General features: G+C 49.3%; 20 protein-coding genes. 11 read left to right on the top strand and 9 right to left on the bottom strand.

Features of this window, described 5'->3' with window-relative positions; all coding sequences use genetic code 11:
• Positions 1 to 236 precede the first annotated feature (236 nt).
• From EQU24_RS08895 to EQU24_RS08875, 5 genes are all read left to right on the top strand, one after another.
• A complete protein-coding gene (locus EQU24_RS08895; RefSeq protein WP_017839824.1) occupies positions 237 to 815 on the top strand; it encodes a Uma2 family endonuclease in 579 nt (192 codons plus the stop codon).
• A gap of 77 nt (positions 816 to 892) precedes the next feature.
• Positions 893 to 1,135: a hypothetical protein gene (locus EQU24_RS08890; protein WP_014147745.1), complete on the top strand. Its 243-nt coding sequence runs from the start codon at positions 893 to 895 to the stop codon at positions 1,133 to 1,135.
• 9 nt (positions 1,136 to 1,144) lie between these two features.
• Positions 1,145 to 1,492, top strand: coding sequence for an ArsC family reductase (locus EQU24_RS08885; RefSeq protein ID WP_014147744.1), 348 nt, complete (start codon positions 1,145 to 1,147; stop codon positions 1,490 to 1,492).
• 243 nt (positions 1,493 to 1,735) lie between these two features.
• Positions 1,736 to 2,863 (top strand): succinyl-diaminopimelate desuccinylase, encoded by a 1,128-nt coding sequence (gene dapE / locus EQU24_RS08880; protein ID WP_026130076.1) that lies wholly within the window; start codon positions 1,736 to 1,738, stop codon positions 2,861 to 2,863.
• Between the two features lie 14 nt (positions 2,864 to 2,877).
• Positions 2,878 to 3,096 (top strand): hypothetical protein, encoded by a 219-nt coding sequence (locus EQU24_RS08875; protein ID WP_017839826.1) that lies wholly within the window; start codon positions 2,878 to 2,880, stop codon positions 3,094 to 3,096.
• Positions 3,097 to 4,065: 969 nt separating this feature from the next.
• Here the strand turns inward: EQU24_RS08875 and EQU24_RS08865 are convergent.
• Complete coding sequence (locus tag EQU24_RS08865) at positions 4,066 to 4,626, bottom strand: Uma2 family endonuclease (protein WP_017839827.1); 561 nt, start codon at positions 4,624 to 4,626, stop codon at positions 4,066 to 4,068.
• Positions 4,627 to 5,687: 1,061 nt separating this feature from the next.
• Between EQU24_RS08865 and ltrA the strand changes: the two genes are divergently transcribed.
• Positions 5,688 to 6,866: a group II intron reverse transcriptase/maturase gene (gene ltrA / locus EQU24_RS08860; protein WP_017839828.1), complete on the top strand. Its 1,179-nt coding sequence runs from the start codon at positions 5,688 to 5,690 to the stop codon at positions 6,864 to 6,866.
• Positions 6,867 to 7,244: 378 nt separating this feature from the next.
• On the opposite strand, the gene EQU24_RS08855 is transcribed toward ltrA, so the two are convergent.
• Entirely contained in the window at positions 7,245 to 8,237 is a 993-nt protein-coding gene (locus EQU24_RS08855; protein WP_017839829.1) for an RpnC/YadD family protein, read from the bottom strand.
• Positions 8,238 to 8,456: 219 nt separating this feature from the next.
• Here EQU24_RS08855 and EQU24_RS08850 point away from each other — a divergent pair, with 219 nt between their 5' ends.
• The 4 genes from EQU24_RS08850 (at position 8,457) to EQU24_RS08840 (ending at position 10,285) form a co-directional block, all read left to right on the top strand.
• On the top strand, positions 8,457 to 8,639 hold the full coding sequence (locus EQU24_RS08850) for a type II toxin-antitoxin system HicA family toxin (protein ID WP_017839128.1): 183 nt from the start codon (positions 8,457 to 8,459) through the stop codon (positions 8,637 to 8,639).
• A gap of 9 nt (positions 8,640 to 8,648) precedes the next feature.
• Complete coding sequence (locus EQU24_RS08845) at positions 8,649 to 9,041, top strand: type II toxin-antitoxin system HicB family antitoxin (protein ID WP_017839127.1); 393 nt, start codon at positions 8,649 to 8,651, stop codon at positions 9,039 to 9,041.
• Positions 9,042 to 9,444: 403 nt separating this feature from the next.
• Complete coding sequence (locus EQU24_RS22360; protein ID WP_017839982.1) at positions 9,445 to 9,618, top strand: hypothetical protein; 174 nt, start codon at positions 9,445 to 9,447, stop codon at positions 9,616 to 9,618.
• Between the two features lie 25 nt (positions 9,619 to 9,643).
• On the top strand, positions 9,644 to 10,285 hold the full coding sequence (locus EQU24_RS08840; protein WP_138767140.1) for a transposase: 642 nt from the start codon (positions 9,644 to 9,646) through the stop codon (positions 10,283 to 10,285).
• A 10-nt stretch (positions 10,286 to 10,295) separates the two neighbouring features.
• On the opposite strand, the gene EQU24_RS08835 is transcribed toward EQU24_RS08840, so the two are convergent.
• A complete protein-coding gene (locus tag EQU24_RS08835; RefSeq protein ID WP_138767139.1) occupies positions 10,296 to 11,474 on the bottom strand; it encodes an ISAzo13 family transposase in 1,179 nt (392 codons plus the stop codon).
• 93 nt (positions 11,475 to 11,567) lie between these two features.
• Here EQU24_RS08835 and EQU24_RS08830 point away from each other — a divergent pair, with 93 nt between their 5' ends.
• Positions 11,568 to 12,200, top strand: a complete 633-nt coding sequence (locus tag EQU24_RS08830; RefSeq protein ID WP_175421673.1) for a transposase — start codon at positions 11,568 to 11,570, stop codon at positions 12,198 to 12,200.
• 303 nt (positions 12,201 to 12,503) lie between these two features.
• Here EQU24_RS08830 and EQU24_RS08825 read toward each other — a convergent pair whose 3' ends face one another.
• The 6 genes from EQU24_RS08825 to EQU24_RS08795 all read right to left on the bottom strand — a co-directional run bounded on the left by EQU24_RS08825 (position 12,504) and on the right by EQU24_RS08795 (position 19,723).
• Positions 12,504 to 13,505, bottom strand: a complete 1,002-nt coding sequence (locus EQU24_RS08825; RefSeq protein WP_017839836.1) for an NAD-dependent epimerase/dehydratase family protein — start codon at positions 13,503 to 13,505, stop codon at positions 12,504 to 12,506.
• Positions 13,505 to 14,911, bottom strand: coding sequence for an aspartate aminotransferase family protein (locus EQU24_RS08820; protein WP_017839837.1), 1,407 nt, complete (start codon positions 14,909 to 14,911; stop codon positions 13,505 to 13,507). The genes EQU24_RS08825 and EQU24_RS08820 overlap by 1 nt, the downstream gene beginning before the upstream one ends.
• 669 nt (positions 14,912 to 15,580) lie before the next feature.
• Positions 15,581 to 15,916: a hypothetical protein gene (locus EQU24_RS08815; RefSeq protein WP_017839838.1), complete on the bottom strand. Its 336-nt coding sequence runs from the start codon at positions 15,914 to 15,916 to the stop codon at positions 15,581 to 15,583.
• A gap of 686 nt (positions 15,917 to 16,602) precedes the next feature.
• Positions 16,603 to 17,469 carry a universal stress protein gene (locus tag EQU24_RS08805; RefSeq protein ID WP_014147815.1) on the bottom strand — a complete coding sequence of 289 codons (867 nt, stop codon included), beginning with the start codon at positions 17,467 to 17,469 and terminating at the stop codon, positions 16,603 to 16,605.
• A complete protein-coding gene (locus EQU24_RS08800; RefSeq protein ID WP_017839839.1) occupies positions 17,469 to 18,962 on the bottom strand; it encodes a SulP family inorganic anion transporter in 1,494 nt (497 codons plus the stop codon). The genes EQU24_RS08805 and EQU24_RS08800 overlap by 1 nt, the downstream gene beginning before the upstream one ends.
• 233 nt (positions 18,963 to 19,195) lie before the next feature.
• Positions 19,196 to 19,723 carry a hypothetical protein gene (locus tag EQU24_RS08795; protein WP_017839841.1) on the bottom strand — a complete coding sequence of 176 codons (528 nt, stop codon included), beginning with the start codon at positions 19,721 to 19,723 and terminating at the stop codon, positions 19,196 to 19,198.
• Between the last annotated feature and the right edge of the window lie 35 nt (positions 19,724 to 19,758).

Genomic DNA, 19,758 nt, shown 5'->3' with positions numbered 1-19,758 from the left:
CTCTCACCGACTTGGTGAAGCCTCAAACCACCCTCACCCTTCGACAGGGCTCTCCTGAGCGTAAGCCGAAGGGCTCAGGGCGAACGGTAGCTTGAGGCACTCAAATGCTATTTTTAGGTTCATAGTTATTTCGTGATTTTGAATACTTTCACAGTATCAGGACCGTGGGAACCAAAAATCCGCCCCAAGAAAATACCCGCTTCTTGAATGACTGCGATTAAAACGGTAAATCACTGATGAGCTTAAAACGAGCCGAACATTTCATAAGCGAGGAAGAGTATCTCCAAGGCGAACAAGAAGCCGAGACTAGACATGAATTGATCAATGGTGAAGCCTATGCGATGGCCGGCGCGAATGAAAACCACAATCTAGTGTCGGGCAACGTTTTTTCCGAATTGAAAAACCGACTAAAAGGCTCGTCTTGTAAAACCTTCATGTCGGATATGAAAGTCAAAGCCGGCGGCGATTTTTTTTACCCGGATGTCGTGGTCGTTTGCGAAGAAGACAGCGAACATGAATACTACAAAAGTGCACCGATCTTGATTATCGAGGTTTTATCCGAAAGCACCCGGAAATTCGATAAAACTCATAAACGTTTAACTTATCAGAATATTCCTAGCTTGGAAGAATATGCGATCATCGAACAGGAACGTTGCGAAATCGAGGTTTTCAGAAGAAAAGATCACTGGCAGTCGACTTATTACTACCTAGGCGATGACGTCTACTTTGCTTCGCTAGACGTATCGGTTTCGGTTGAGGACATTTATTATCAAGTCGACAATGCCGACATAATCAAGTATTTTGCTGAACGTTGATTCTTAACGCTCCCCGAACAAGGTACGCGATGCGTGCCCTAAAAGCTTTTTAACTCTTAACCAACCACACCTCGACCATGACAGAAAATTTATCCAACGATGCCGTCATCTACGCAATGCTTTCGATCAACAGCGAAATTGCCATACAAAAAGATTATCTCGATTCGCCGGAACTGCCGGTAGACGAAAAAGAATACGAAGAAGAAACGCTCGCCGATCTCGAGCAAGCCTTAATGGAGTTTATCGAGCTATATAAAAACCGCCTTAAAGCGGATAAAACCCTACCTAGCCTAGATGAACTGCTATATAGCGAATTATAAACCCAACCTATGCCTACACTTTACGGAATCAAAAACTGCGACACGATCAAGAAAGCCCGAAAGTGGCTCGATCAAAACGGCATCGATTACCGCTTTCACGATTATCGCGAAGACGGCCTGACGACCGAATTACTGAAAGACTTTTTGGCTCGAAGCGACTGGCAAACCTTGCTCAACCAGCGCAGCACCAGCTGGCGCCAACTCGACGAGGCGCAAAAAGCGGACCTGGACGAAAACAAGGCCTTACAATTGATGCTCGAAACGCCGACACTGATCAAACGCCCGGTTTTCGATACCGAAGATAAATTAATCGTCGGCTTCAAGGCTGAACACTATCAAGCCGAATTTGACCGCTGACCCTTTTCAACTCGCCTCGAACGTTTTGGTTTGCTTTGGGCATGGTCGAAACGTTCAGGACAGGGTTGCAAACCCCGTCCTGCATAGATCCTACATTGGAATCAAACTCGCAAGCTCTAGCTTGCCAACTTCGATAAACTAGAGCTTCTCGCATTGCACTTCCGTGCAAAGAGTTTGGAAATTAGCGAAAACACCTCATTCAATAACAACGAAATACGCTACAAAACCCGCCGCACACAACTCATGAACGATCCATTGGAATTACTTAAAGACTTGATCAGCCGCGCATCGGTCACGCCCGACGACGCCGGATGCATGGAACTGCTCGCCGAACGTCTCGAAAAAACCGGTTTCCGTGCCGAATATCTCGATTTCGAAGATACCCGAAATATCTGGCTGAAACGCGGCGAAGACAAACCGCTGTTCGTTTTTCTCGGTCACACCGATGTCGTGCCGACCGGCCCGATCGAGCGCTGGCAATCGCCGCCGTTCGAACCGACGATACAGGACGGCAAACTCTATGGACGCGGCGCGGCCGACATGAAAAGCGGCATCGCCTGTTTCGTCACTGCGGTCGAACGCTTTATCGAAAAACACCCAGATCACCGAGGCTCTATCGCGATAATGCTAACCAGCGACGAAGAAGGCCCCGCAACGAACGGCGTCGTCAAGGTCGTCGAAACCTTGGAACGACGCAACGAAAAAATCGACTGGTGCTTGGTCGGCGAACCGTCGAGCGACAAAAAACTTGGCGACGTCATTCGAGTCGGCCGGCGCGGCTCGCTGTGCGCGAAACTGACCGTACACGGCATACAAGGCCATGTCGCCTACCCCGAAATCGCCGAAAACCCGATTCATCGTTTCGCCCCGGCACTGAAAGAACTAACCGAGGAAATCTGGGATAGGGGCAATGCATTCTTTCCGCCGACCAGCCTGCAAGTCTCGAACATCAACGCCGGCACCGGCGCCGAAAACATCATTCCGGGCAGTATCGAGGTCCAGTTCAACCTGAGATTCAGCACCGAATCAAACGAAGACAGTATCAAAAGGCGCACAAAAGCCATTCTGGATAAATACGATTTAAAATATGATTTGGAATGGCGATTGTCGGGAAAACCTTTTCTGACCGACAAAGGCGATTTGATCGATGCGGTACACGCCGCGATCGATTCAGTCACCGGTTTCGAACCGGTCGACGATACCGGCGGAGGAACCTCGGACGGACGTTTCGTTGCCCCCACCGGCGCGCAAGTCGTCGAACTCGGACCGATCAACGCAACGATTCACAAAATCAACGAAAACGTCGATCTTAAAGATTTGGATACTCTGACCGATATCTATCACAACATACTGGTTGAATTGATGACATAAACTCGGAGGGTAGCATGCCCGAAATCAAACTACCCGGACCAATGCGCATGGTCTGGGGAAGCCTCGGCTGTCTTTGGCTGGCGGGGATCATAAACAAAGGCTTTTATACGACGGCGATTATTCTGCTTTTATTCGTTCCGGTACTAATTATGATTAACGGCGAAACGCCTAGCCAAATGAGAAAACTGCAGAAAGCCCCTCGCACAGAACCATCCGATTCGTCAACCGCTTAGACTCCGGGCAGCAATTCCCAGTTTGAGCATTTTCGCCGATCTTAGGGTGTGGGGTATGCCTGTCGAGGAACGCCGTAAACCCATCCATGGGGGCTTGGCGGCAGTTAAGCGCCAAGGATGGCGTGAATGCAGATTTTGCATTACGCCAAGGATGGCGTGTAGTAGGGCAATGCAGGGCAGAAAAATGCTCCTGCATTTTCTGCATTCATTACATCCATGTAACTCAGCAATTGCCGAGGAGCAAAAACTGCCCCTGCTGCCGACATCCTCGCCAAGCACACCCCACACCCTTTTTGATCCCCAAATTGGGAATTGCAGGACTCCGGGCGAACGTCCCACAAGACTTCCTTCTGAAGTTGATGCATTGTTTATCTTAGAGTAACTATTCAGCCCCCGGCAATTATCGTTCCCACGCTCTGCGTCACTGCCATTAAGTTAAGGATTTTTCCGTTCGCCCTGAGCCTGTCGAAGGGTGAATGGAAAAATCCTGGGTCGATAAGTTAAGCCGTCCATGGTTCGACAGGCTCACCACGAACGGCTTAACTTAATGGCAGTGACGCTCTGCGTGGGAATGCCTGAGTACCGCTCCAGCGGTACGAGACGCTAGAGCGTCTCGGTCTTCATTCCCACGCCGGAGCGTGGGAACGATAGGGGGTGTGAATAATTACATCTTAGACTGGGTGTGAAATATTATTCATCCAATAGCGCTTTCGCTACCAACTAAGGAACGAGCATGAAATAACTTAGACAACTGTTGGAAGGGGGTTCGGTGACTCGCTTGACAGGACGCCGTGAATACGTCCCTGTAGGCTTGACGGCGGAATCTGATTGTCATGGACGGCATGAATGCAGATTTTGCAGGAGCAAAAATCTGCCCTGCTGCCGACATCCTCGCTAGCCACACCCCATACCTTCATAAAGTTAGCCATTTTTTGACTATCAAGGGAGTAATTGCTTATAAGCTATTTCTCAGTCGACCCACAGAACACTTAAGTCAAATGTAATTGCATCGAACGGCGCGATCGAAATCGCATCGTCATTCTCGAATACGCCTAGCAATAACCAGCCGGCTGGCGTGTTTTCAAAAACCTCCAGCGTACGCAACACCGGATCGATCAACCAAATATGACAAACACCCTCCCGCGCATAAATCGGCATTTTTTCGACGCGATCGATCCTCGCCGTACCGGGCGAAAGCACCTCGCAAACCCAGTCCGGCGCTAAATCGAAAAAAGCGCCCTCCGGCAATTTCGGTAAACGTTCGCGCCGCCAGCCGGCCAAGTCAGGAACCAAAATATCGAAACCCAAATGACATTCGGGTTCATCGAGAATCCACCAACCGCCCGGCCCATCCATTCCTTCGTCATAAGGCCCTGTAAGTTTTCCACCCAAAAGAGACGAAGCCCGAGCATGGCGCGGAGAAGGACGCGGTTGGCTATACAAAGCGCCGCCAATGATTTCCGCAACCATGTTTCCCGGCACCGCGCACAAATCCTGATAAGTCGCTGGTTTCAATTGAGGCAAACCCATTTCACACCTATTTGTCTTTAACGAAACGATTAAACAGTCTATTGGCTTCGGGAAGCTGGAGCTTCCCGCACTGCGTTCCCAAGCAGCGTATAGGTCGGGTTAAGCGCGAGCCGTAACCCAACCTACCTAGGCTGCATTCCAATGCTATTAAGTTACCTGATTAGCAAGATGCTTCAGCTTGCTGAAGCCAATTGTCCGAGCAGTGACCAGTCGTAGCCACTTCTGCGGGACGGGTTATTTAACCCGTCCCCAACGTTTCGGTTTGCCCTAAACATTTCGGCTAACTTCGGCCAAAGTCAAAACGTTTAGGACGGGGTTGCAAACCCCGTCCTGCTAGGGATATGTGTGAGTCGCAGGTACCAACGGCTCAGTCTTAAACGGTGCGACCTATCGTGACAGGAACGTTGCGATGTGTCTAATCCTACCTGTGCGAATCCGTATTTGTACAGAAATGCTTGCTCGAACTCGTCTTAGACGGGGTACGCAGTTAGGGTCACTCAGGTAACTGGTGGCGTTGAAGGAGCCAGGCAAGCATAGTCAGGGAGGTGGCAGGTTTCAGCCTCGAATCAGGTGTCAGGGTCTATGTCCGCCTGAAACACTGGGGAGTTTTTTTTTCTTCTCTCACTGGGATTTATACGGTTATTCTCAGTGGCTATTAGGGGTGCTTGCTGTTGTCGCCCAGACATAATGGTTATTGGTACTGACCGATGAAAGTCCTACGGCGTCTCTTGATTTTAACCCCTTCAAGAGTAATGCCCGCCTATAAGTTTATGGCGAAATGGCGGGTTTATGCGCTGGTGTGTGAGATTCCCCAAACTGAGCACTTTAAGGATGGCAGCGTCTTCGGTGTAGCCACGCAATTGCGCGGTGATAGAAGACTCCGTTGTTAGAAATACGTTGTCATGGTTTTTCCATGAAGAAAGTTAGTCCGTCGGCTACGACCCCAAAATGGTCTGTCCTTCCTCTTTTGGAAAACCCGACGGTCGCTAAGAAACGCCTTCCACGGCACGACCGTTGGCAAGGTATTGGTTAGTGTATGAGGGGTAAATCAGGTTGTCTTTATGTTAGTGAAACCGCTTAAGATTAAACATCATTCTTTAACAGGCAGAATAACCATCGAACGGGTGCGCAAGGCATTTCTTAATGTCAAACGTAACCGGGGCGCTGCCGGCGTTGATAAGCAAAGCATTGTGATGTTCGAGGCGAATCTTGAACAGAATTTGCAAGCATTGTTGAGCGATTTAAAAACGCGGGGGACATTTTCTCCGCATCCGCTCAAACGTGTGCGTATCGACAAAGGGAATGGGAAATTTCGCCCGTTGGGCATTCCCGTGGTCCGTGACAGGATTGCGCAGGATGTCTTGCGGCAACTGCTGGAACCGTTGTTCGAGCCTTTGTTCCATCCAAACTCGTGTGGGTTTCGGCCAAATAGGAACTGTCATCAGGCCATTGAACGGGTGCTGGACATCTGGCGCGAGGGCAATCGCTATGTGCTGGATGCGGATATATCGGGATTTTTCGATAACATCCCGCACCATGTCATCATGACGGGGCTATCCAATGTGGTCGCTGATGGGAATATTCTGGGTATTATTGAACGGTTTCTTAGGTCTGGCGTCATGGAAGACGGCGTTTTTAAACCAACGACGATCGGCACGCCGCAAGGCGGTGTCATTTCGCCTTTGTTGGCAAATATTGCGCTGAACTATCTGGATTGGCATCTGCATGAGCATGGCTTGAACTTTGTGCGTTATGCGGATGACTTTGTCGTTCTATGCCCATCCGAGGAACAGGCAAAAGAGGCATTGGTTCTTGTCGGGGCGTTTTTAAACACGCATCTTGAGTTGAAACTCTGCCCTGAGAAATCGCAGGTCACCACATTTAGTGAGGGTTTTGCATTCTTGGGGTTTGATATTAGCTCAAGGGCGGTCACGATGCGCCCAAAGTCCATAGAGAAATTCAAAGATAAAATCCGGGAGTTGACCTGTCGCTCCTATAACTTGGATAGTTACCGCATCATGCGGGTTAATCAGGTGATACGAGGGACGGCAAATTATTTTGCAACGCCGTTCTCTCATAATCGTTATCTGTTTACGGAATTGGACAAGTGGATTCGAGTTCGCTTACGGTGCATGAAGTTTAACAGGAAATGGAAGACCGATAACAGGCGTCTACGTCTGAAGCACTTTAAGAATAAAGGGTTGTTGAGTCTCAGGGCGTTCTATCATGAACCTGCATAGCAAATACAATGACTCCCTTTCGAGGGCAATCTAGGCGGAGCCGCCCATTGTCTGAAAGAGACACGATGGTAAATAGAGGGAATTAACCTTCTTGCGGCAACGGGGGGCTGGTGGTGATCCTCCAGCCTACCCACTGCTGGTTTTTGGGCTTTAGCTGAAGAAACTTGCTAATCAGGTTAAGTTAAGCCGTTCGTGGTGAGCCTGTCGAACCATGGACGGCTTAACTTATCGACTCGGACTTCTCCATTGCCCCTTCGACAAGGCTCTCCTGTGCGCAGCCGAAGGGCCCAGGGTGAACAGAAAAGTCCTTAACTTAATGGCAGTGAAGCTGCATTCCCAAGCAAAGAGGGGGGCCAAAAGCAAACTGGAATCCGGCAATCAATGCGTTGAATTATCGGTCTCGAACACCGCTTCTATCGTGGGCGCATCGATAATGTTGTCCAGCCATTGCTCTAATTCGCTTTGACCGGCCTGTGCAATACGTTCATCCGCCCAAGCCGGTAAGGTTTTGAACCGGCGGGAAATCTGTCGCCGCAGCGTGTTTTGCTCCGCTTCCAATTTTCCTTTTTCCATGCCCTTTTCCAAGCCTTTTTCCAAGCCTTTTTCCAAGCCTTTTTCCAAGCCAATACGTTCCACACTTGATATATATTGCATTTTGCCATGCTCCTCGAGTTCATGAATGTTATGCCACAATTGCCGCTCCAGCTCTTTCGGCAATCTCATCATCCAATCGATCACCTGAAATAGATCAATGACACGCTGCTTGTCCCAACCCCGCTCATAAAGCAAACGTATCAGACGCCATTTGGCCTGAAAGCGAAAACGATCATCGCCTCGCGTTTGCTGGGTCAGAATATGGGCCGCAGTCACGATGGCAAACGGATTATGCTCAGTCAACAAAGCTTCCAAACGATCATGATAATCGGTAATTTTGGCGACAGGAAACCGAATCGACGTCTCGCTACCTAGCACGCTATAGCCGAAACAATCGGGCTTCCAACCGGGATGCTCGTCCGCCAAAACCGCCAGACTGGCCACGGGTCGATCATAACGGTCGAAAATTCGGTAATTATAAGTAAACATGCGCTTGGCAAAACGCGCTTGTTTGGAGCCCTGCACTTCGACATGGATATAGACCCATTGCTCAACGCCATCGAGCAACATCACTTGGACCAATTTGTCGACGAAGCGTTTCCCAAGCGTCGCATCTCGAACGACCGCGCGTAATTCCTGATCCAAAAACGTATAGGCTTGGTTCCAATCGATCAGATTCGCGGCGTCCGGAAAATAAAACGCCATGAATTCCGGAAAGTAGCGCTCAACCGCTTCTTTCCAAGGGCTATCGTATTCGTCCGGAGCGGATTCGTTCATGACACTAAAATAGAAGTCAATACTGGATCTGTCATTTTACGCCTATTCGGGTAAAAAACATCAATGTGATTCGCGTAGCAGCAATTCCCAGTTTGAGCGTTTTCTCCGGGCTGTTCGCGTAGGCTGGGTTACGGCTACCCGGCTTTTTTGGTGCTTTATGTCAACACCAACGGTGGTTATAGTGTTGATACTTTTTATTGAGTAATTATAATAACCATCATGGACAGTAAACAACTCATCAAGCAACTTGAAGCCGACGGCTGGATTCTGGCACGAATCAAAGGCTCACATCACCAGTTCAAGCACCCGGATAAACCCGGCTTGGTGACGGTCAAACATCCTGACAGCGACATTCCCGCCGGTACGCTGAACAGCATTCGCAAACAGGCGGGATGGAAATAAGAGGTTATCATGCGCTTTTCTGTAGTATTGCATACCGATGACGGCGTTCGTTACGGCGTTACCGTCCCCGACTTGCCCGGCTGTTTTTCGGCGGGCGACACCCTTGACGATGCATTGGCTTCCGTTGCTGAAGCGATTGATTGTCACATTGAAACATTGATTGAAGACGGAGCCGATATTCCTGATTGCAAACCGATTGCCGAGCACCTATCCAATCCGGATTATTCAGGCGGCGTTTGGGCTTTCGTCGACGTTCCGGTTGAAAAATACTTCGGCCCCGCCGAGAAAATCAACATCACGCTGCCGCGCCTGTTGTTGGCGAGAATCGATCGCTATGCGAAAGCGCACGGCGCAACGCGCTCCGGTTTTTTGGCTGAGGCGGCTCGTGCGGCAATGCGTTAAAGGAAAAGACGTAGAATAGATCGGGTTACGGCTAACGCCTAGTTTGACCTATGCGGATCGCCTGATGGATGCCCCCATCCGTGCGCTTGCCATAGAACGCTGATAAAACGTCCTGATTAGCAAGATGCTTCAGTTTGCTGAAGCCAACTGTCCGAGCAGTGGCCAGTCGTAGCCACTTCTGCGGGACGGGTTATTTAACCCGTCCCCAACGTTTCGGTTTGCCCTAAACATTTCGGCTGATTTCGGCCAAAGTCAAAACGTTTAGGACGGGGTTGCAAACCCATACGCATCAAGCTAAAAATCGCCTTCCTCGATTTGGTGGTCGAGAGCGTACTACGTGGTTTCACAAATCCGCTTTGGGATGTATAGTTTGCGGTCCACATTACTCAATGGATAACCAGAAATGGAAGCCGCCCCGATTGAAACGCTCACACATCAAATTGACCAGTATTTAGCAACTTGGTTCGACGAAGAAACCTGTGAAACCTTGGCCAAGTCTAGCGGATTTATTCAACGCAGCACGAGTCGCTTGACCGGCAGCGATTTTTTTAAATCTGCTGACGGTCGATACGCTTAGCGAGCCGACGATTAGCTATGAAGGTTTGTGCGATAGCCTGGAGGAACGAAGCGGCGTGGATCTGACGCCGCAAGCCTTGTGCGGGCGAATGAACAGCGATGGTGCGGTACAGTTTATGGAAGCGGCGCTGACCAAGACTTTGCGCGAGACGGTCGGTCCGCCTTTGACGGCACAAGAAGCCGCATGGCTAGCTCCGTTTCCTCGGGTTTTACTGCAAGACAGTAGCCAAATCGAAGTGAACGAAGCCTTGACCGAAGCGTTCAAAGGGAGTGGCGGTAACGCCAGCACGGCCAGCGTTAAAATCGATTTCAGCTATGACGTCAAAAACGAACGGGCCGAACATATCGCGATACGTCAGGGCACCGACAGCGATCAGGGTTTTGCCACAGACGTGCTCGCGCGAGTGCGTAAGGGAGATTTGATCATTCGAGATTTGGGCTATTTCAGTTTGGCCGCCTTTGCTCAAATCATGCTGATCGGTGCGTATTTCTTAAGCCGACTTAGCTATACCGTCAATCTCTATAAGAGCGCCGATGAAGCCGCGTCACCGATTAATTTGATCCAGTACATCAATCGTTTCGGCGGTGGTCAGCAAACGATGGAGTTTTCGCTGTTTGTCGGTGAGAAACACCGTCTGCCCATCCGCTTAGGAACGAGCACGAAATAACTTGAGCAACTTATAAATTTACCGCTTCAGGTATGGCGACATAATTCCATTGCCTCAGATGCTTATCAAATACAATTCGCATGGATTCTTTAAAGCCCTCCACAACTTTTCTGCCCGTTTCATAAACCTTGTTAAAAATACAGGCAAAGACTTTTAATCCCGCTTTTGTTGTTGTCTTTTCAATTAACTCTTTCATAAAGACATGGCTGATTAAAATCATGCCGGATAATTCACGAGTAATATGAGGAAATACCCGGTGTTCAATGGGATTCCATTTAGAGGTGTACGGAGGATAATGCGCTATCCGTATTTCAATGCCTATTTCTGCCACTAATGCCTGCAAATCCTGTTTGAAAATATAGTGTCTGGATGAGTTACTGCCACCGCCATCCATCAGCAATAAAATGGATGTTGCCAGCGGATAGTAGAGGTTGCCATAGGTGTACCACCAGTGACGAATCGAATCACAGGAAAACTCGCTGGTGTCACGGCTTGTCCCAATGTTGACGTAGGCTTCGTTGCGCTCAGTATCATAAAGCGTATGAGGTACGGCAACGCCTTCGGCTAATGACGGAAAGTCATGATCATAAACTTCAACTGTTTGAGTGGTATAGATCTTGCCATCGCGAAACAGATTACCAATCAGCTCCTTTTTCTTGGTATCCACGCTGATGACAGGATTTCCCGCCGCCGTATATAAAGCTCTCAATTGACTGATATTCTCAAATTGCGCATTACGATTTACATGCCCGCCAGCCGCTTTCTTTTTCAAGGCCTTACGCTTCACATAATCATTCTTTTTTAATAATTTTCTGACAATATTGCGACTGACTTTGAAACCCTTTTCAGCCAATAGACAGGCCATTTTGGCACACGTCAAATTAGTCCATTTTTTCGTTTCATCCATCGGGTCGCCTGCCGTATGCTCTTTTAAAATAGACAGAAACGCGTCATTAATATCCGTGTGTTTTTTAATAGTTTGTTTTCGACCTCCGCCCGCTTTTCTATCTCGTTTTTTGGGGATAATTGCCTTCTCTTTCAGTTCATTTATCCCTCGTCGGATGGTATTGCGAGAACAGGAAAACAGCTGAGCAATATAGCTGATGCCGCCATAAGGAAATTTTAATGCTTCAACCCCCGCATACAAACGCTTATCTTTTTCGGATAGACGGTCGAACACTTCTTGCATTTGTTTTTCAATTTCTATTGGGTAAGCAGGCTTCACTATAAGTTTTGGGGTAATGTTTTAGGTTCGTTAACTTTACCGCATTGCAACGACTACTTGCTCAAGTTATTTCGTGCTCATTCCTTAGTGGTTTATCGGCTGCCGCAAGAGGTCTACCGGAAGCGACAAAAAGCGGCGATTAAAACGGCCAAACGCAAAGGCCGCCGGGCGCGCTTGTCCTACTTGAAATTTCTCAAGTATAGCTTCTTCATGACCAACGTCCCCGCCGATGTTTGGCCGAAAGAAGCGTTAGGTACCCTGTACCGCTTGCGTTGGCAAGTCGAATTGACGTTTAAACACTGGAAATCGTTGTTCTGCATCGACCTCTTGAAAGGCACGCGTCCGGAACGTATCCGATGTCTTCTCTATGGGCGTCTGATCGTCATTCTGACCGTGCAACGGTTGCTCGCGCTGGCTGCACGGCAGGCGGAAAACGAAGGTCGCGAACTGTCTTTTGACAAAGCTATCCAATGGTTGTTGCGACAGGATCGGTTTTTGAAAGCCTTTGTCGCGCGGCAGTTCGACACGCTGATGCGTAAGCTGTTAGGTAACCTGCGAAGGCTGCTTAAAGCCAAGCGAAAGCGGCGCACGACTCGGCAATTGATTGCACAACAAGTAGGATACTTGGACAGCTTCTCAGACTCGTCGGAGGAACTCGATAACGGTTTAGCTGCGGGGAGCTACGCTTAGCTTGATGCGTATGGGTTGCAAACCCCGTCCTGCTAGGGATATGCTGGTTTTTGGCCTTTAGCTGAAGAAACTTGCTAATCAGGAAAATTAATATCGAATAGCAATAAGTTCGGAAAGAAACTATACCTTTCGCACTTCAAATTCCGGCAGTGCCTGAGGCGTCGCCGGGGTGTGCAGCAAAGGCTTTGCCAGCATGGAGCTGGCATAGAGCCTACAGGGGCGTATTCACGGCGTTCTTTGACGGGCACCCCGGCGCCGAATTTTGATCTGCGATGAGTATAACAAGTCCAGATCTGCGAACTTTTACAATAATTGCCCTTTAACCCATTCGATCGATTTTTCGATACCCTGGTCGAACGGCACCGCAGGCTCAAATCCCAATCGGCTCCGTGCTTTATCGATCGAAAAGTCCTGATGAATACCTAGAACTTGCACAGCCTGTCTCGATAACAAGGCTTGCGTTTGCAAACCGGTGACGCCTCTGACATGACGGTAACCGCTTTCCAAAAAATGTCCCAGCCTAAAAGCTAAAGGATACGGCAAACTGATTTTTCGATAACGCGAGCCAAGCCCCAATGCAATATGATCGACAAATTCGGCCCAGGTGACCGAACTCGCATCCGAAACATTAAACACTTCGCCAAAGGCGTTTTCATTGAACAGCGTCAACTCGATCGCATCGATGAGATTGTCTATGTATGTCAAACCGGCACATTGCTTACCGCCGTCAATCAACAACATGAAGCCCGATTCGACCGCTTTCGCGATTTCGCCGACCAAGGTTTTCGAACCGGGCCCATAAATCGTTGCCGGACGCAAGATCGTATGCACCACTGAACTTGCCGACACCACACCCTCGGCTTCTTTTTTGGTTTCGGCATACCAATTCGCAAATTTTTCCACCGGTCGATGGTCTTCCGACACCCCTCTTTTTCCGGAATGACCGTAGACATCGGTCGTACTGACATGAATAAAATGACTAATTCCGCATTTAGCCGCTTCCTTGACCAAGACACGGGTCGCCCCAACATTCGCGGTTTTGATTTCATGCACGGTTCCCCAATCCGAAACCAAGGCCGCACAATGAATCACGACATCGCAACCGGTTAACGCCTCGCCAACGAAACCGGCATCGGTTAAAAATCCGCGCTTGAGCTCGACTTGCGGCCGCTCGAGACCCAAGGCGTTGGAGGTCGGCCTTAGCAGGCACACCACCGAATGACCTTGGCTACACAAGCGCTCAACCAAACGTTTGCCGACAAATCCCGATGCGCCGGTCACGGCGACTTTGAGGCTCGGCACCATCAATCGCCTCCCTTGATCGTCCGCTTTGCGATTTGATAAATCGTCTTCCAGTTTTCGCTGCCGACTTCCTGGCTGTTACGCAAGATCGTCTCCATCGCATTCAGGAAATGATCGACTTCTTTTTCGGTGATCACCATCGTCGGCAATAGTTTGATCACATCGTTATGGCCGGATGCCATCGTGATGATCTGATGATCGCGGTGTAGCGGAATCACAATCAACTGCGGGAACAAACCGGAGCTCGCGGCATGAATCAATTTCCATTCCATTTTACTGCGTAGCGAGTCGGGACAACCCAGTTCGAAACCGATCATCAGGCCCATGCCGCGTACGTCCTTGAGCAGCGAATAACGCTCTTTCAGCCTGTTCAAACCGTCCATCAAACGTTTGCCCATCGCATCGGCATTCTCGACCAATTTGTCGTTTTCCATCACTTCGAGCGTCGCGAGCCCCGCGACCATCGCCAAACGATTGCGCGCATACGTCGAATGATGCACATAACAGCGATCGAGCGTATTGAAGACTTTATCGAAAATACTTCGCCGCGAGATCATCGCGCCGACCGGCATGTGACCGCCGCTCAAGGCTTTTGCGACCAAAACGAAATCGGGCTCGATACCCCAATGATCGAGCGCGAACCAGCGCCCGGTTCGTCCGAGCCCGGATTGAATCTCGTCGAAGATCAAGAAGGTACCGTATTTACGGCACAGGCGCTCGACTTCTTTGAAATAACCGTGGCTCGGCATCGTCACGGCGCGTCCCTGAATCGGTTCGACGATGAACGCCGCGACGTCCCTCGCGCTCAATTCTTCTTCGAGCCGCTCTAGATCGTTGAACGGAACTCTATAGCAGCCCGGCAATAGCGGACCGAAACCTTTGCGGAAATACTCCTCGCTCGATACCGACAATGCACCGTAAGTCAGGCCATGATAACCGCTCTCGCATGACAACAGACGGTGACGCTTTGATGCCGCACGCGCGAACTTCAACGCCGCCTCGACCGTTTCAGTACCCGAATTCGTGAAAAACACGCGGTCCAAACCGTCCGGTAAGCGCTTGCACAGATTCTCGGCCAACAAACCGGACAAGGTCGAATGATGAATTTGCACGCCGTCCGGCAAGTTCGAATCCAACGCCTTGATCAAAGCGCGATTGATCGCGGGGTGATTGTGCCCGAGGCTCGCGAAACCTTCGCCGCTGTGCATATCCAGATAGGCCTTGCCTTCGTTGTCGTAGAGATAATTCCCCTCGGCTTTCGCATAATGCTTGTTGAAGCCAAGGATATCCATCACTTCGACCAGTTTCGGATTCATATACTCGCTGGCCAAATCATAGCTGTGTGTATGGCGTTCCTCGTATTCGCTTAGAAACTTCATGTCGATATCCCATACATTTGAATCGCTCACATTCACTCCTCAATCGTTTTATTATTAAAAATAATATTCAATTTAACCAAGATAAATCATTCCACTATGAAGACCATAAAGAATAAGAAATTAATTCCAAGCGCGCCAAGATTTTTCGCGAAAGCTGAAATGGGGTCCGTCCGATTTCAGCAGCGAAAAATGACTTGGCGATTATTGCCTTCGGCGGCCCCGATTCGCCCTGCGTCCGTGCCACTACGCCACATCATCGTATACTCGATGCGGCTCCGTAGCACTCCCACAAATGGCTTTACGCCGTGTCGCGATGCCTTGTATTTTGCCTCCGCCTGCGCTATTCGCGCAGACTCCGGCAAAACACCCGGCGCTACGGCTATCGGGGACTAAAAATCTTCACTTCGCTAACGCTCCGTTTCCAAGATTTTCAGCGAATGACTTATTCTACCCATGCAATTCATTTTTCTCCCCTAAAAGGTTATTCGCAATTTTAGGACTAGCCTTTGAAAGACTTCATGAACTTCAAGTGCTTCATGGTTAAATTGCCGAATTTAACTTTAATTCTAACAATACAACATAGGAGATCGCTTGATTCATCCGAAACTATCGACAAACCGGATATTGTCGTCTATTAATCTTTCATAGCTCTTACAAGAAGCTGCTTCCAGCTTCATTTAGCCCCCCCTCTCTACCCGCCTATTCCGGAATGAAAGTTGTCGCGTTACCGGCAAAAGTCAAGGTCAATTCGTGCATCGCTCGCTTGCAAGCGACATAGAGCAGATTTCCGTCAAACTCGGTCGCATAATTCATTTCGGAAGCGTCGGGTACGATTTCCCGCGTGGAATTTTTTTCGGCATGATCCATCTCCGCGCGTCTTTCCCAGAGATAGGTCTTTTGTTCCTGAATGTCTTCGGCATAGCTCCTGACTCGGGCGTCGATGCTTTGCAAGGCATCGCCGAGTTTGGTTTTGACTCGTTCGAGATAGGTTCTTTCAGCTGCTTCGGTAGGATTGAATATCGACGGATGTATCATGACTAAAACTGTGGTGATTCGAATGACCGCGGATCGATTTCAGCCAAACGGACTTTATGCGATTGATAATTCTTGCGGCGGAAATCGACGATGACAGACCGGTAGATTTTTCGAGCATCTTAAGAGAATGAAGGTCTAAGGCGTCATTGATACGTCTGAACTCAACATGAAAAACTTGAATATACCCATCGTAGATCAAATTTCGGCAACGGGGTGACCGTCAAAGGACGCCGTGAATACGTCCATGTAGGCTCTGTGACAGCATCCCTGCTGTCAAAGCCTTTGCCGAACACCCCGGCACCTCCATAGGCCAATGCCGAAATTTGAAGTGCGAAAGGTATAATTGTTTTTCCAACAGCACCTTGAATCGGGTTATTTCCGCATCAGACAACATAAACACCTCAACTTGAGAGCCTCAAAATAAAAGTTCACGTTACGCATTAACCCTACTTTATTACATGGCTACAACTAATCGTCATTACGGACTAAATTGCCGTAATCTTAGCAACAAAAATAGCCCGAAGTAGCCACCCATTCTTCATCAGTATCCCAATCTTTGCCGATGCAACCTTGATGGCATTTATTTTTAGCCAACCTTCATGCCCTCGAAATCGCGATCAGAGGATCGCTCCCACAGAACATGAGCCCCCTTGAAGATCTGACGTCTTTCCTCGCCCCTCGCCTGTTTATCTCAGCAACAACAACGGCTTTTTGCTATGCAGCAGCATTTTCGCGGTAAAACTGCCGAGCAAGAGATCGCGTAACTTGGTATGACTAAACGCGCCCATCACGGTCATATCGATATCATGGGTTTCTTGATATTCGCAGAGTACCAAATCGGGTTTTCCTGCCAGTTTTTGTGCAACCACTTCGATACCGCCAGACTGCTTCAGTTTGTTCTCGGCGATTTCGAGCAATTGTCCCTTACCGTCGTCCTTACTGACACAGACTAGATGACAAACCAAGCCTTTATAGAGCGGGCTGTTGGCAACGATATCCAACGCTTTTTCGGCCGCCGAGCTACCGTCGTAGGCGAGCATGATACGCTCAGGCGCTTTGAACGACTCGTTGACGACCAATATCGGTCTGTGTAGCGAACGAATAATCGATTCCAGTTTCGCGCCGATCTTGTCGGGCTGGTTTTCATGCACCTTGCCGCGAAGGCCGATTACCAAAACGCGCGTCACATCTTCCAGTTCGATCAAGGCCTCGACCAAACTGCCATGCCGTTGAGTTAGAATCGGATCGCTGGCGCCGGCCTGTATCACGCGCTGTTTTGCATGCTCCAATAATAATTTACCTTGCTGCAGACGCAACTTGATGCGTTGCTGGTCCAATCGAGTAATTTCCTCCAACAATTCGTCGCGGCTGTCCAAACCGATATTGCCGGACAGATCGGACATTGTCGCGGTTTCGGGATGATGATCGATCGTGTGTAATAATTTCAGCGGCACTTCGACGCGCTGCGCGATCCAGGCCGCGTAATCGCAAACCGCTTCGGTCAACGCCGATCCGTCGATACAAGCCAGCACTCTATTTTCGTTATTATTCATTAGTGTCCTCCCATGATTTTTTCGATTTCTTCCGGCTTGTCGTGTACGCCGAACCGGTCGACAATCGTCGTGGTCGCTTCGTTCATGCCGATAATTTCGACTTCAGCACCTTCGCGCCGAAACTTGATCACGACCTTGTCCAATGCCGTGACCGAGGTTATATCCCAGAAATGCGCGCGATGTAAATCGATGACGACTTTTTCGGCTGCTTCTTTGAAATCGAACGATTGGATGAATTTTTCGGCTGAATTGAAAAACACCTGCCCGACCACACGATAGATTCTGACGCTTTGATCTTCGTCGATTTCAGATTCGACATATAGAAAATGACTGATCTTGTTCGCAAAAAACAGCGCCGCCAACAACACGCCGACAAACACGCCGATGGCGAGATTGTGCGTAAATACCACTACGATCACGGTCATGATCATAACGACACTGCTCGATAAGGGGTGTTTCTTCAAATCGAGTACCGAACGCCAACTGAAGGTACCGATCGACACCATGATCATTACGGCTACGAGCGCGGCCATCGGGATTTTCGAAATCCATTCGTCGAGAAAGACAACCATGATCAGCAGCAGTGTACCGGCCACCAACGTCGACAGACGTCCGCGACCGCCCGATTTGATGTTGATCACCGATTGTCCTATCATCGCGCAGCCTGCCATGCCGCCGAGCAGACCCGAACCGATATTGGCCAAACCTTGGCCTTTACATTCGCGGTTCTTGTCGCTCCCGGAATCGGTCAAATCGTCGACGATCGTCGCTGTCATCAACGATTCGAGCAATCCCACCACCGCCAAAGATGCAGAATAAGGAAAAATAATTTTCAGGGTTTCAAGCGTCAATGGAACTTCCGGCCACAAAAATATCGGCAAATCGTCGGGCAGCTCACCCATGTCGCCGACCGTGCGGATGTCCAATCCCAAATAGATCGATAAAGCGGTCAATGCGGCGATGCAGAGCAACGGCGACGGCACCGATTTGCCGATCGCCGGAATCAACGGAAACAGATAAATAATCCCTAATCCGCCCACAGTCATGGCGTAGACATGCCAGGTCACGTTGGTCAATTCCGGCAATTGCGCCATGAAGATCAAAATCGCCAAGGCGTTGACGAAACCGGTTACGACCGAGCGCGACACGAAACTCATCAGACTGCCGAACTTGATGTAGCCGGCGACGATCTGCAGCATGCCGGTCAATAGCGTTGCCGCTAACAAATATTGCAGTCCGTGATCCTTGACCAAGGTCACCATCAACAGCGCCATCGCCCCGGTTGCGGCCGATATCATGCCGGGACGGCCGCCTACGAACGCGGTCACGACCGCAATACAAAACGAGGCATAGAGTCCGACTTTCGGATCGACGCCGGCGATGATCGAGAATGCGATCGCCTCGGGAATCAGTGCGAGTGCAACAACGATGCCGGCCAATAAATCCCCCCGGATATTGCCGAGCCAATCTTGTTTTTTCGATAAAAAGAGCATGGTATTCCTGTCAATACAAAACCGTCGACGGCCGGTCCGACCGCCGAATGAAAATTAGGAGAACAAATATGCTCACTCCAATCCCGTATCCTGCCCTGTTTACGAGACGAAAAGAGCCTTCGAAGGCTGTGAGCAAATGTGGAGTGGTTAAGAAAATCAGGGAAAACGCTAAGGTGGCGTATGTGTATGAGTCATCGAGAATAAATTTAATAGTGTAGGAATCCGGTTTAACTTCATAGCGTCAACCAAAACAGCAGTATCGCCAGGCCGACCAGGTAAGCAGCCGTCAGTTTAATTTTCTGTTCCGGCAATAACGCCTGCCAATAAGCTAATTTATTTCTTTTGTATTTGAGCCAGGCTGCGTAACAGCTTCTTTTCAAGCGCCGGACAATACGCGGAAATGCGCGGACGAAACGATAAAATCCATACATTCCGATCAACAAAACCGCATTGACGATAATTGTCTCGCTCTGATGGTGATCGGTATGCAACAGATGTTCGAGTATTTCTTCGATATAGCCTTCGATAAACTCGATTAGCAGATGAAGAATTTCAAAAACCGAATGCACGATTTCGACTGCAAAATCCAGCAGGTCTTCGAAAAAAAACAAAATGATAAACAACCAAAAAAACTGCCGAGCGACTCTTGCGAGCATTTGCCGATCGCTTTCGTCGGGCGATGCCGGAGCGGGCTTTTTAAATAAACCGACTATCCATCCGTTAGTTTGCGATTTCTTCAGTTTTTTAATGAAATCAAACACAATTTGCCTTTGATGTTATTGCCGCGCGTTACGGC

The sequence above is a fragment of the Methylotuvimicrobium buryatense genome, from assembly GCF_005931095.1.
GTDB classification, from domain to species: Bacteria; Pseudomonadota; Gammaproteobacteria; order Methylococcales; family Methylomonadaceae; genus Methylotuvimicrobium; species Methylotuvimicrobium buryatense.
This window is presented reverse-complemented; position numbering and strand designations above follow the sequence as displayed.